This window comes from Lysinibacillus sp. NPDC094403 (assembly GCF_050278745.1).
In the GTDB taxonomy this organism is placed as follows: Bacteria; Bacillota; Bacilli; order Bacillales_A; family Planococcaceae; genus Lysinibacillus.
The window spans coordinates 515,510-527,582 of sequence record NZ_JBNNTL010000001.1 but is presented as its reverse complement, the minus strand read 5'-3'; the positions used below and the strand labels follow the sequence as shown (position 1 = coordinate 527,582).

Genomic DNA, 12,073 nt, shown 5'->3' with positions numbered 1-12,073 from the left:
AAATTTAAAAATCAAAGCCAATCATATTTTCTGCAATTTCATTAAAGGATTGTTCAGACTCACTAAAGTAAGCCTCCCAAGCATCTTTCGCCCATATTTCAATTCGATTCGAAACTCCTAGCACTACACATTCTTTCACAAGATGTGCATGTTGCATAAGAGTTGAAGGAATATTAATGCGCCCCTGCTTGTCTATCTCTACTTCCGTTGCTCCAGAAAAGAAAAATCTCGCAAATGCACGTGTATCTTTTTTGGTCATCGGTAAGCCCTTTAATTTTTCTTCGAGTTTTCGCCATTCATCCATAGGATAGCCAAATAAACAATTATCAAGTCCGCGTGTCACAACAAACGTTTCACCTAAGGCTTCACGAAATTTTGCGGGCACGATTAATCGTCCTTTCGCATCAACAGAGTGTTGATATTCTCCCATGAACATGCTATTCACCCCACTTTATTAAATAATGTACCACATCCCCCCACTTTCCTCCACTTTTTTTAAAAAAAACTTGACATTTTAACACTTAATGTGTGATTAGACCTTTAACAAATTTTTGAATCTATGCTAAATGACATAAAAAAAGAGCTACCCTTAGTTGGATAGCTCTTTTTTTACTATTTATATCGACATCGTTCATCAAATTAGCATTGTAACAAATCGATAATTAGGTATAAAGATACACGCATCGGAATTATAAATAAATTATATAGTGGTGATTGCCAATGCTATAATTTTGTTTCAGCATTTCAGTAATTAACATAGGTCCAAACTCACTGAAATATTGATAAGGATTATAAGTTCTTTCTTGGAATCCTTCATTTGGATATAACTCATTTTGCAGCGTCATAAATTTTCGAATTGTCGTTTCATGCTTGTTAAGCACAGTTTGTTCAACCTTTTGCTGTAAATACTCAAATTGCTTTAGATGATTCTCTTTATTTTTCACAAGTATTTTATCTAGTAATAGATGTTGCTCTTCTAAATAAAGTTGAAGTGCATCATATTTTTCTAAAAGCTCTCGTTTCATCATCTGAATTTGATGCTTCGCTTTAGTATCCTGTACTTCAGCAATAAACTGTTCTTTAAGCTGTAACGCTTTCCCATCCCAAACATCAGCAACATTTAAACGATACTCATGTAAAAGTTGTTCTACATGACGTGTGACAATCGTGATATGAAGACGTGGAGCAAAAATCGGCATTTGTAAGCCTAATACCGAAAATGCATCCTTCAAAGTCGCCCAATATGCAAGCTCCCCTGGTCCACCAACAAACGCTAGCACAGGCAATGTCATTTCCTGCATTAACGGACGTGTCACAACGTTATTACTTAACTGCTCAGGATGTTTTTCAGCAATTCTTAAAACTTCTTCACGTGATAGCTTGATATTTGCAGCTAGATTAACAAATTGCTGATTTTTTCTTTCTAAAAGATGACGCTCTCCTTCTTCTACATAGAATAGATTGGCCGCTTCGTTTGTTGCCAAAATAGGCTTGCCATAACCCGCACGTTCAAGCTCCGCTTCTTTTTCTGTTACCACTCTAGCAATTTCTTCATTTTTATGAATGATACGGGTAAAATTCTCACTCTCATATTGACGGAATTTAAAGTCCGCTGCATCAATCATCAATAAACCTTCTTCTTTAAACAATTGATTCATAAGTTGTGCAAAGAATTCCGTAAATGTTTCACTCTTATTAAGAGTATCCACTAATTGTTTAATAAGCATTTCAGTGAACTCTGTTTCACCAATATCCTTAGCAATAGTATTTATCAATTGTGTCATGGATTCTTTGTTTATATTCGTTACAGAAGCCATTGTTTTACGTCTTGAACGTTCACCGTAAGCACGTTTTTTTATATCTACACCATGTACAGTATACGTATGGTTAATTTCTTCTAAATCATGATCTTCTCCAGCTATCCAAAATATAGGAACAACTGGTCGCTGAAGCTTTACACTTTGCTCTTTCGCTAATGTAATGACTGAAATCGCCTTATGCACCGAGTAAAGAGGGCCTGTTAAGATACCCGCTTGTTGCCCACCGACAACTGCAACAGCCCCTTGTTCTAGGTGCTGTAAATGTTCATTCGCTTTCTTTGATATACCAAGCGGCTCCATAAATTGACGTATGATGGCTGTTAATTCTTTTTGATCATGCGCATGCTGATCTAAGTATTGCGCTCGCTTTTCAAAAGATTTATCGTTATATTCGTATTCAAAAAACTCACGGATGGCAGTATTTGGAGACCAATAATCTGCTAGCAAACGATTTTTTATAGGTACTTGGATTGACTCCAGTTTCATTTAACACAAACTCCTCTACTCACTAAATCATCTTCTTACTCTTGTATAAGCAAACATGAAATAAAATAAATCCCTTTAATAATTAGAACGTTTATTCAAAATGACAATTCCCAGCAAGTATTCAAAAAACAATAATAAGATTTTGTCAGATACTCAAACGTTGTCGTACATTGGAATTTTATTCACTTTTTTTGCACATATAGAGTTATTACTAAAAAACAATATTTAATGCTATTATTTTAACGCTTATGGCTTCAACATGAAAAGAAAATGCTTAGACAGCCTGTAAATATTCTGCAATAGATTGAATAACACCTACTACGCAAATAACAATATACGATGCACTTAGTACTAAAAATAAAAAGCGCCAAATTTTCTTAAGTAGCGATTTTACTTCAATTTCTTTTTTCGTTCGCCAATCAATATATGTAAACACCATTGCCATCATTATCGCCAATGTCACTAATAGCGCGCTAACATTGACTTTCCATAGCACATTAATTGCTAGTGGTACTGAAAAAAACAAACACAATGTTGTCACGTCCGATGCAACTCCAAAAGCATGAGTGCCACGAATTTTAACCTTTCGACCAATTAAATAGACAATCACAAAAAGAAGGATCGGACAAAAAATAATGATACTTATAAAAATATGTAAAAAATCTTTCAACGTCTTTCACCGCTCTCCTCTATCGCAAGTAATTGGTGATATAAAGTACGTAAAGTAGGCAAATTGTGACCACTCACTAGAGCTTTTTCTAGAATCACCCCAACAATCGTGTCAATTTCACTTTTTCTCCCTTGCATCCGATCCGCTAACATAGATGATGTATTACTTGCTGTTTTTTCACATAAGTCTATCACCTTGAAAAAAGGTATAGCTTGTTCTATGCCTTCAAAAGCATCCGTTAATTCTTGATAGATGGTTTGCATTAACAAAAACGCTTGCTTATTTGTCACTAACTCTCCATTCTTCACTTGCAATATAGCCGTTAATGGATTAATCAAGCAGTTGAATACAGCTTTCTCAAATAACATTTGTTCAGCATTAGCAACCAGTTCAACTGGAAATAAGGAATTTCTTAATTGCAACAAATCATTAAACGCATCATAATTCCCCCGCTCTAACGCAATTTTACAAGCACCTATACCTCTATGTTGTACGGTAAACTGATCTATCATTTGTGCACCAAAAGACACAGAGCAAAAGGCAATATTTTTTTGTGGCAAACGTAGTACTTCGTCAAAATGCGCTAAACCATTTTGCATAAACAACAATGATACTGTACTCGGTAACGACGATAATTGTTCGTAAAGTTCTTGTAATTGACCGTATTTAACCGCAACCACAATTAAATCTTGCTGTGGTAGCCCCTCTAATTTCATAGTTGAAGCAATTTTTTGTACAGTTTTCGTCCCATCAACGTTCACTCGCGTTAAATACTTTGCATTAAGTTCATCTACCTGTCCTTGCCTTCTTGCAACTAACGTTACAGACATACCAGACTCAGCTAAAAAACTTGCCGTTAACTGACCCACCGCCCCAGCACCAATAATCGCTACTTCCACTACACTTCACACCTCCCACATTCGAAAATGGGCAATCTAAATGAGAGAATACCCTTCTAAACAGCCTATCACAAATCTTCCTTCTTCGTCCCTCACTACAGAAGGAGGTGCCTCAGAAACAGTTCTAAGGCACCTCCTATGCAGGTTCTTTTATTATACACCAATCGGGCTTTTACAGGCAGTTATTCTCCCACCCATCTTCTTTGCTTTCGGTACAGATAAATTACTGCCCGTTAATGCGGGATAAATAATTGTTGAAACACTTAGCGCAGGATTATGTTTTTGTTCAAGTTTACATTCTTTCTAAGTAACTTACTCTACAGTACTATTAATTTTCGTCAGCCTCATTTTAATCTTTCATTAAAGAATATCCTTGCTGCAACCATTTCACTAGTTTATCATGCTCACTTTGTAATTCACGGTGTCTTATTTCAAGACTTTGATAGGCCTCTGTTAATTCATCAAAACTTGTTAATGCCAATTTCAAATGGCTTCGCATAGATTGTTGCGGTTGATTTCGCACAGCTAATAGTGACTGACTATATTGACTACGTAATGTTTTATTCCAACGGAAGCCACACGCTTGCTTTGTACGCCCTAGTTCAGTAGCAGCCATTTCAAAAGCTTCTAGCTGCGTTTTGCCATTTTGCACATTATGCAACACAATTTCTGCTAATCTTTCATCGTCTTCCTTTGTCCATTGATCTTTTCTTTTTTTCAATTCCATAATCTATCACCCTCGCATTTTTTACTACTATATGCACGGGAGAGCAAAATAGAATCATCGAATTAAAAAAGACAGTGATTATGTTTTGTTATAATCACTGTCGTTATACATTATTTATTGTTTTTCTTTGTTAGAAAATTAGCAACTGCCTCATGGTGAGCTTCGCTTTCCCACAATTTTGCACATGTACGAACTTCCTCCATAACACGTTCATACATATTACGCTCACGCCACTTACGAAGCTCAATTTCTTTATAAGCCTTATGAACAGAAGGGTGAATTTTACGCATATGTTCAATAAAATCATTCAACGCGGCTTCTTTCGAACCTTCAAAAACGCGCATTGCCCAACCAATCTCATATAGTAATTCTGCTGGATAGGGCTTTGCATCGACTAGCATCTTCATCGCACGATCATGACGTAATCCTCGTTCGAATAAGTATGTACCGCCTCCCCAGCCGCTCGTAATTGCTAATGTCCCCTGAATAAAACCACATTTCGCATGACTTGCCACTAGACGAAAATCACAAGCTGTTGCAATCTCACAACCTCCACCAACCGCCGTTCCGTTAATCAACGCAATCGTTGGCACAGGCAACGTTGCAAGGTCGTATAATATTTTACCCATCTTACCCAACATCCCGAACGCCTCATCCTCTGTTTCAAGCGAATGGAATTCAGATAAATCACCTCCTGAGCAAAATGATTTATCTCCTGCACCCGTCACGACTAAAAAACGTACATCATCATGATTTCGAATATATGTAATGACTTCTTGAAGACCATCCATAACCTCATCATTAACTGCATTCCGTTTTTCTTCTCGATTAATCGTAAAGGTCATAATACCTTCTTTGTTATCAATTATATAAGCCATACCATTTCCCCCTTTGTCCCGATGGATAAATTGTAACATACAATTATTATAGTACTATATATCTTTTCGTTATTACCGAAATATTCCGTCTCTTAAAGCCAACAAAAAGGCTAGTAAAGAGCCATGGTCTCTCTACTAGCCTTTTAAGTGAGCAAACACTGTATTATTTGCTTACTACTTCTTTACCTTTGTATTGTCCGCAAGCTTTGCAAACACGGTGTGATAATTTTGCTTCACCACAGTTTGGGCAAGCTACCATACCAGGTACAGATAGTTTGAAATGCGTACGACGCTTTCTTTTTGCAGTTTTAGAAGTTCTTCTAAATGGTACAGCCATTGATGGCACCTCCTTACAGATCGTCTATTCGTCTGTTTGATCAAAATACTTAGCTAAATCAGCTAGTCTTGGATCCACTTTTTGTTCGTCAACTTTTTTGTGTAGTTCAACGTCTTCATCCGTTGCGTAAGACCAGTTTTTACCACCTTGCATTTGTCCTTCGGTATTCTCCTTGAACACTTGCATAGGTATTTCGAGAAGTACTAACTCCTCGATAACCGGCTTCATGTCGATTACTTCACCAACAATATAGTGAATATCTCCGTCATCTTCCTCTCGTTTTTCCTCGTCAATCCAGCTGAAAACTTCAACTGTCTCAACTTCGATAGGAAACTCAACATCTTCCCACGTGCGTGCACATGGTAATGTTAACGTCGCTGTCACAGTTAGCTGACATGTCATTTGCGATGCACCGAAAGTACATAGCCCTTTTACATGAACGGGCGAAATTGCTCGAATATCCTGGTTTCGCTCCATCACCTCGTCCAACTGGACATAGGCATCGATTGGCATCCCGTTTTGGCGGTATTTAGATAATTGATGAATTGACCATTTCATTCGTTTAATCACCTCGAGACAACACTGTTGATTATATAATGTGTAAAAATAGATGTCAAGATAATTTCTTGTCACCACAATAAAACCCACCTATAATTATATACTATAAAAAGTCTTTTTGCTCCAAACCATTCTATAATAAGCAAAAGGCTCAAAATTACTAAGAACGAACGAGAAGCAAATGATATTGATAAGGGGGCTTAAATTTGCAAGCAGTCGGAATAGTTGTTGAATACAATCCTTTTCACAATGGACATGCCTATCATTTGGAACAGGCAAAAAAAGTAGCACAAGCGGATATTGTCATCGCTATCATGAGTGGAGATTTTTTGCAGCGTGGTGAACCAGCCATGGTCGATAAATGGACACGCACAAAAATGGCCCTCGCAGGTGGCGTTGATATAGTTATTGAGTTACCCTACGTTTATAGCACCGCACCTGCAACTGATTTCGCAAAAGGGGCAATTTCTTTACTATCTGCAATTGGGTGCGATTCATTTGCCTTTGGAAGCGAAGATGGTTCCATTCAACCCTTTATGAATACTTTTCAGCTCATTAATAATCATCGCACTGAATATAACGCTCTTATTAAAGAAAGCCTTAAAACGGGTGCAAGCTATCCTAAAAGTCTACATTACGCCTATACACAGCTTTCTCAAAAGTTCCCTGCTGCATACATTGATTTGGCACAACCAAACAATATACTTGGTTTTCATTATATTGAGGCTGCCTTGGCGCTAGGGAGTAACATTAAGCCTTTAACTATCCCTCGTATTGTTGCAGGTTATCATGACGCTTTGCAAGAAGGTGCATCAATTGCTAGTGCCACAGGAATACGCAAGGCTCTAGCAACAACCAGCGCTCTACAAAGTGTGCAAGATTTTCTCCCTAAAGCATCGTTTGATTATTTAGCTGATTGGCAAGGAAAATATGGTAAATTTGCAAATTGGGAAACTTTTTGGCCTTTTTTACAGTTTACACTTATTCGGCACACACCTAACGAACTTACTCGCTATGCTGAAGTAACAGAAGGCATTGAGAATGCTCTTATTAAAGCTGCAAAAACGAGTCATTCATTCAGTAGCTTTATGGAGAAAATTAAATCAAAACGCTATACATGGACACGACTTCAACGTATGCTCACTCACATTTATACGGGATTTACGAAGGAACAGTTGCAAAGCTTTACGGCCCCATCCAACATACGTTTACTTGGTATGAGTAAGAAGGGACAAGCCTATTTAGGAATGCATAAAAAAAACATACCTTTACCTTTAATCAGTCGTGTTGCAGCTATAGATGATGCTATGCTTGCTGTGGATATTCACGCAGCAGAGGTATACAATTTAAGTATAGAACATGGAACAAATGTGCATAGTCTTCCTAGAGATTATCAAACACCACCGATTCGTTTTTAAGTAACGAAAAAGGATGCCAGAAATTCTAGCATCCTTTTTTGCTGTTTAAAAAAATTATGTCAATGAAATTAGAGGCATCACATTATAGCTCTTGGGCAAAGCGTGGGGTTGATTTCCGTTCCGGTTGGGCACTTTCCTGGGTGCGTCCGGTCTCCACTTCAATCAACTGTTTCACACGACATCCGTTTTAACAAAATAGCATCCAACTTTTTAGTTTTATCAGATGGCTTCCAGGAATTATCGACTACTTTTGAATTTTATCGACTAACTTTTAAATTTTATCGACTAACTTTCAGGTTTTATCACCCAACTTTTAGTTTTTTATCGACATCCACCTTCCGAAGAGCAAAAAAGGATTCACACATAAAACTATGTGTGAATCCTTTTACTTTGTTATGTCGCCCAGGATATCACCCTAATTATTAGGGTGTTTATTCCTGCGAAGCGCGGAGGAAGCGACTCGCCGCTCACTCACAGGAAAGCAACAGTATTCAACCCCACGTTACGGTGATAAGCCTTTATTTCGGCTGTAACTGTTTTAAATATTCGATTGCATCATCGACAGTTTTAACCGGAACTATTTTCATTTTTGTTCCAATGTCTTTAGCAGTCTTTACTGCTGTTGCATAATTAGATTCCAGTTCAGGATATTTAGCTTTCATTTCAGGAGATATTTCATCATCTGGTGCAAAAAAGATTTCCATACCATCACGATCGGCAGCAATGACTTTATAATCTATCCCACCAATTCTTCCAACAGAGCCATCAACCAGCATTTCCCCTGTACCTGCAATAGCATAGCCTTTTGTTAAATCTTCTGTGAGTAGTTGGTCTAAAATTTCTAATGTAAACATTAGTCCAGCAGACGGACCTCCAATATCCTCAGTTTTCATAGACACTTTTGGATTTGTTTCAATAGATTTACTCTCAGTATACGTAATACCTAAACCAGCTCTTTTCTCTTCTGATTTAGGGATTTCCTTTAATGTGATTGTTACCTCTTGTTCTTTTTTATTGCGTATAAACTTAATTGTCACCTTATCTCCAAGTTGCTTTGGTTTTAAAATATCGACAAGCATTTGTTGGTTACTAATGTTTTGTCCGTCAACTTCAATAATTTCATCACCAGCTTTTAATAAATTATCCGAAGCACCACCATCTAGGACATTCAATACAAAAACACCGTTAAAAAGAATTTTTGTTGGAATGCCAGCTCTCTGAAATGCAACATACTTTGCATTAAATTGAGAATCAGACATTAATTTAAGCTGTCGAACATTATATTCCTCTTCATCCTCCAACGGATTTCGAACTTGGGTAATATCCATTAATTTTTGATATTTTTGAGTTTTCGCCCACAGATATGAAAAAGGCGTAGCTTGCTGCATTGCCACCGTCATTAAACTCATGGATCCTTTATCATCAGTGTGGGTATTTTCAACATTAACAAATTTACTGACATCATAAGCACTTCCAGGCTTCATAATATAAGCGTCAAGTCGGTATAACATTAAAAAACAAATCACGACTAATAACACTGCATAAATACTTATTTTTTTCTTCATTAGAAAACCACCTCCTAGGACGCTCGCAAAACCATACGTTCATGTTTTTGCCTTTTTTACATATATTGATTTTAGCATTTGCCAATGTGAATGACAAAAAGTTGAAACGAGATGATAACATGTATGCGACAATTCAAATAGCGATTTGCATAGTTCTTATTCTATTACTCTTGTTATTCCCACAAACAGCTCATAATGGTACTGATTTAGGTTTAAACCTTTTTATGGATGCCTTATTCCCTTATTTATTACCTTACCTTATTTTGACGCAATGGCTTCTCCGTTTAACGGCTCCTATGCGAACGAAAACAAAAAGAGCTTCTGTATACGTACAAGCCTATATTATTAGTGCACTCGGGGGGTATCCGTCTGGAGCAACAACCATTGTTTACTTAAAAAACAGTGGGCAACTACATCCCAAAGAAGCAAATTTTTTATTAGCCGTATGTCATGCACCAAGTCCACTTTTCGTGCTAGGATTTGTAAGTCTTGATTTATTACAAAGTAATACGTTCGGATGGTTGTTTTTATGTTTACTACATAGTTTTAATATTTGTTGTTTAATAACTGGTTACTTTTTATTTCGCAAAACGGATCCTCCTAGCATCTCCATACACAACACACCTTTATATACAGCACCTTTTTCTGAAAGTATTAAAGAAACAGCACCAACACTACTATTAGTTGGGACTACAATAATTTTTTTCACTACCATCCAGACGATTGTCCAGCATGGCTTAGATTCACTAATACCTAAACTTCCCTATACAGCTGAGCTTTCCATAGCCGCAATTCTTGAAGTTACAAATGGTCTTAAAATGACTGTCTCAGCTTTTCCCAATCTTCCATATTTACCATTACTAGTTGTTATGTTGTTAACAATGCAAAGTATAAGCATTCATTTACAAATTTTTGTTATTGCGAAATCAGCCAAGCTTTCCGTTCGACCATATATAAAATTCCGCCTACTTAGCATAATCATTGTACCCACTATTTATGCTCTTTTTTTCTTAAAATAAATAATCGTCTGCATCACCACACCTTCCACTATTGGGGTGAATCGTTCAAACCGACTTAGGAGCAGGCATAGCAGAGGAATTTAATCATTGCCTGCCCTCTATCTTTTTATTGCAATAGCAGAAAATATTGTAATAATTTCCAAATCCATCTTTTTAGCAAATAAAATGAAGGTTGGGACATCGCTTTATGACTATAAATTAGAGTGAGATGTCAGAAGATACTTCTTGTGAAGTGCTTGATCTTCGTTCCGACTTGGCGACTCCTTGGGGATTAGCGATAGAGGAACATTATAAAATATCGCATCAGAAAAGCGCGAGAAATCAACTTTTCAAAATTGATTTCTCGCGCTTTTTAAGGCTTTGACTAGTTTTGCCCAGCCTCTCTTTTTTAGTTTATTTTTTAAAATCATACTTTTCTTTTAAAGCTTCTACAACACAAGCAGGAACAAGTTCACTGACGTCACTACCGTATTTTGCAACCTCTTTGACAATGCTTGAGCTTAAAAATGAATATTGATTTTTTGTCATAATGAAAAACGTTTCAATGGTTTCATCCAGAAAACGGTTCATCGAAGTAATTTGCATTTCGTATTCAAAATCCGAAACAGCACGTAAACCACGGACAATCGCTTGTGCTTGTTTCCTCTTAGCATAGTCTATTAACAGCCCAGATGAACTTTCAATACGTACATTAGGCAATGTTTTAGTAACCTCAGCCATTAAAGCCATACGCTCTTCAACTGAAAATAATGGCTGCTTAGATGAATTATTTAAAACAGCAACATAAACTGTGTCAAATACATCTGCCGCACGTTTAATAATATCTAAATGACCAAATGTCACCGGATCAAAACTTCCAGGAACTACAGCAATCTTCTCTGACAACTTATTCTCCCTCTTCCTCTGTGCAACGATCAATTCCCCCTCTATTCAGTTGGTGTTTAGACACCCACTGAATGGAGATAAACAGAAATAATCGTTCCTCCATATGTTTCTTGTCTCTTTAATACAAAGTCCCCAAAACGCTGTGGTAATTCTACTTCTTTTGCATGCTCACATAAAATAATGCCATCTTGTTGAATTTTATCATTGTCGACAAGAATCTGCACTAAGTCATAATATTCTTTGAGATGATATGGTGGATCTAAAAATACCAATTTAAACGTAATATCACGTTTTAACAGCGCTTTCACAGCACGCTTCGCATCTATACGGAATAGCTCAGAACAATCCTCGTAACGACATTTTTTTATGTTTTCCTGTAGCACTTGGAACGCCTTTGCATCCTTTTCAATAAAAACGGCCTGCTCAGCTCCTCTACTTAAAGATTCGATACCTAAGCCACCGCTCCCTGCAAATAAATCAAGCGCTATACCTCCATCAAAGAATGGACCAATAATATTAAATATGGATTCCTTTACTTTATCAGTTGTAGGTCTCGTCGTGTTCCCTGTAATCGCCTTTAATGGCATCCCTTTACGTTCTCCTGCTACAACTCTCATAGGCAAATCACCGTACTTTCTTATTCCAAATATCAATTTCGCCTTGGCGTAATTGTTGTTGTTGTTGCTGTCGCTTCGCTTTCGCACAGACAAAACATTGTTGCTGTCGCTTCGCTTTCGCACAGACAAAACATTGTTGCTGTCGCTTCGCTTTCGCACAGACAAAACATTGTTGCTGTCGCTTCGCTTTCGCG

Annotated in this window: 14 protein-coding genes; 2 read left to right on the top strand and 12 right to left on the bottom strand. The window is 37.2% G+C overall.

All coding sequences use genetic code 11. From position 1 onward, the window contains the following. Positions 1 to 4: 4 nt before the first annotated feature. The 8 genes from mraZ to ACQKMV_RS02310 form a co-directional block, all read right to left on the bottom strand. Positions 5 to 436: a division/cell wall cluster transcriptional repressor MraZ gene (mraZ, locus tag ACQKMV_RS02345; RefSeq protein WP_402984085.1), complete on the bottom strand. Its 432-nt coding sequence runs from the start codon at positions 434 to 436 to the stop codon at positions 5 to 7. A gap of 253 nt (positions 437 to 689) precedes the next feature. Further along, positions 690 to 2,306, bottom strand: coding sequence for a bacillithiol biosynthesis cysteine-adding enzyme BshC (bshC, locus tag ACQKMV_RS02340; protein ID WP_427502207.1), 1,617 nt, complete (start codon positions 2,304 to 2,306; stop codon positions 690 to 692). Positions 2,307 to 2,580: 274 nt separating this feature from the next. Then, entirely contained in the window at positions 2,581 to 2,976 is a 396-nt protein-coding gene (locus ACQKMV_RS02335) for a DUF3397 domain-containing protein (RefSeq protein ID WP_427502206.1), read from the bottom strand. After that, a complete protein-coding gene (locus ACQKMV_RS02330) occupies positions 2,973 to 3,875 on the bottom strand; it encodes a ketopantoate reductase family protein (protein WP_427502205.1) in 903 nt (300 codons plus the stop codon). The genes ACQKMV_RS02335 and ACQKMV_RS02330 overlap by 4 nt, the downstream gene beginning before the upstream one ends. A 349-nt stretch (positions 3,876 to 4,224) precedes the next feature. Then, positions 4,225 to 4,602 carry a transcriptional regulator gene (locus tag ACQKMV_RS02325; protein ID WP_427423687.1) on the bottom strand — a complete coding sequence of 126 codons (378 nt, stop codon included), beginning with the start codon at positions 4,600 to 4,602 and terminating at the stop codon, positions 4,225 to 4,227. Positions 4,603 to 4,712: 110 nt separating this feature from the next. Further along, positions 4,713 to 5,480, bottom strand: a complete 768-nt coding sequence (locus ACQKMV_RS02320) for an enoyl-CoA hydratase/isomerase family protein (RefSeq protein WP_402868243.1) — start codon at positions 5,478 to 5,480, stop codon at positions 4,713 to 4,715. A gap of 163 nt (positions 5,481 to 5,643) precedes the next feature. Beyond that, positions 5,644 to 5,817, bottom strand: a complete 174-nt coding sequence (gene rpmF, locus ACQKMV_RS02315; protein ID WP_010858320.1) for a 50S ribosomal protein L32 — start codon at positions 5,815 to 5,817, stop codon at positions 5,644 to 5,646. Positions 5,818 to 5,841: 24 nt separating this feature from the next. Beyond that, positions 5,842 to 6,375: a YceD family protein gene (locus tag ACQKMV_RS02310; protein ID WP_427502204.1), complete on the bottom strand. Its 534-nt coding sequence runs from the start codon at positions 6,373 to 6,375 to the stop codon at positions 5,842 to 5,844. Between the two features lie 206 nt (positions 6,376 to 6,581). On the opposite strand from ACQKMV_RS02310, the gene ACQKMV_RS02305 reads away from it, so the two are divergent. Then, positions 6,582 to 7,793, top strand: coding sequence for a nucleotidyltransferase (locus ACQKMV_RS02305; RefSeq protein ID WP_427502203.1), 1,212 nt, complete (start codon positions 6,582 to 6,584; stop codon positions 7,791 to 7,793). Positions 7,794 to 8,311: 518 nt separating this feature from the next. Here ACQKMV_RS02305 and ACQKMV_RS02300 read toward each other — a convergent pair. Continuing rightward, positions 8,312 to 9,358: a SepM family pheromone-processing serine protease gene (locus ACQKMV_RS02300; protein ID WP_427502202.1), complete on the bottom strand. Its 1,047-nt coding sequence runs from the start codon at positions 9,356 to 9,358 to the stop codon at positions 8,312 to 8,314. A 101-nt stretch (positions 9,359 to 9,459) separates the two neighbouring features. On the opposite strand from ACQKMV_RS02300, the gene ACQKMV_RS02295 reads away from it, so the two are divergent. Then, positions 9,460 to 10,377: a hypothetical protein gene (locus tag ACQKMV_RS02295; RefSeq protein WP_427502201.1), complete on the top strand. Its 918-nt coding sequence runs from the start codon at positions 9,460 to 9,462 to the stop codon at positions 10,375 to 10,377. 393 nt (positions 10,378 to 10,770) lie between these two features. Here ACQKMV_RS02295 and coaD read toward each other — a convergent pair whose 3' ends face one another. The 3 genes from coaD to ACQKMV_RS02280 all read right to left on the bottom strand — a co-directional run. Further along, complete coding sequence (coaD, locus tag ACQKMV_RS02290; RefSeq protein ID WP_427502200.1) at positions 10,771 to 11,262, bottom strand: pantetheine-phosphate adenylyltransferase; 492 nt, start codon at positions 11,260 to 11,262, stop codon at positions 10,771 to 10,773. A gap of 56 nt (positions 11,263 to 11,318) precedes the next feature. Then, positions 11,319 to 11,879 (bottom strand): 16S rRNA (guanine(966)-N(2))-methyltransferase RsmD, encoded by a 561-nt coding sequence (gene rsmD, locus ACQKMV_RS02285; protein WP_427502199.1) that lies wholly within the window; start codon positions 11,877 to 11,879, stop codon positions 11,319 to 11,321. A gap of 7 nt (positions 11,880 to 11,886) precedes the next feature. After that, positions 11,887 to 12,073 (bottom strand): hypothetical protein (locus ACQKMV_RS02280; protein WP_427502198.1); only part of this gene is annotated, 187 nt, incomplete at its 5' end.

Bases quoted from the DNA above. Each gene is read 5' to 3' on its own strand.
- mraZ (WP_402984085.1), bottom strand. From the start codon at position 436: ATGTTCATGGGAGAATATCAACACTCTGTTGATGCGAAAGGACGATTA.
- bshC (WP_427502207.1), bottom strand. From the start codon at position 2,306: ATGAAACTGGAGTCAATCCAAGTACCTATAAAAAATCGTTTGCTAGCA.
- ACQKMV_RS02325 (WP_427423687.1), bottom strand. From the start codon at position 4,602: ATGGAATTGAAAAAAAGAAAAGATCAATGGACAAAGGAAGACGATGAA.
- ACQKMV_RS02320 (WP_402868243.1), bottom strand. From the start codon at position 5,480: ATGGCTTATATAATTGATAACAAAGAAGGTATTATGACCTTTACGATT.
- rpmF (WP_010858320.1), bottom strand. From the start codon at position 5,817: ATGGCTGTACCATTTAGAAGAACTTCTAAAACTGCAAAAAGAAAGCGT.
- ACQKMV_RS02310 (WP_427502204.1), bottom strand. From the start codon at position 6,375: ATGAAATGGTCAATTCATCAATTATCTAAATACCGCCAAAACGGGATG.
- ACQKMV_RS02300 (WP_427502202.1), bottom strand. From the start codon at position 9,358: ATGAAGAAAAAAATAAGTATTTATGCAGTGTTATTAGTCGTGATTTGT.
- rsmD (WP_427502199.1), bottom strand. From the start codon at position 11,879: ATGAGAGTTGTAGCAGGAGAACGTAAAGGGATGCCATTAAAGGCGATT.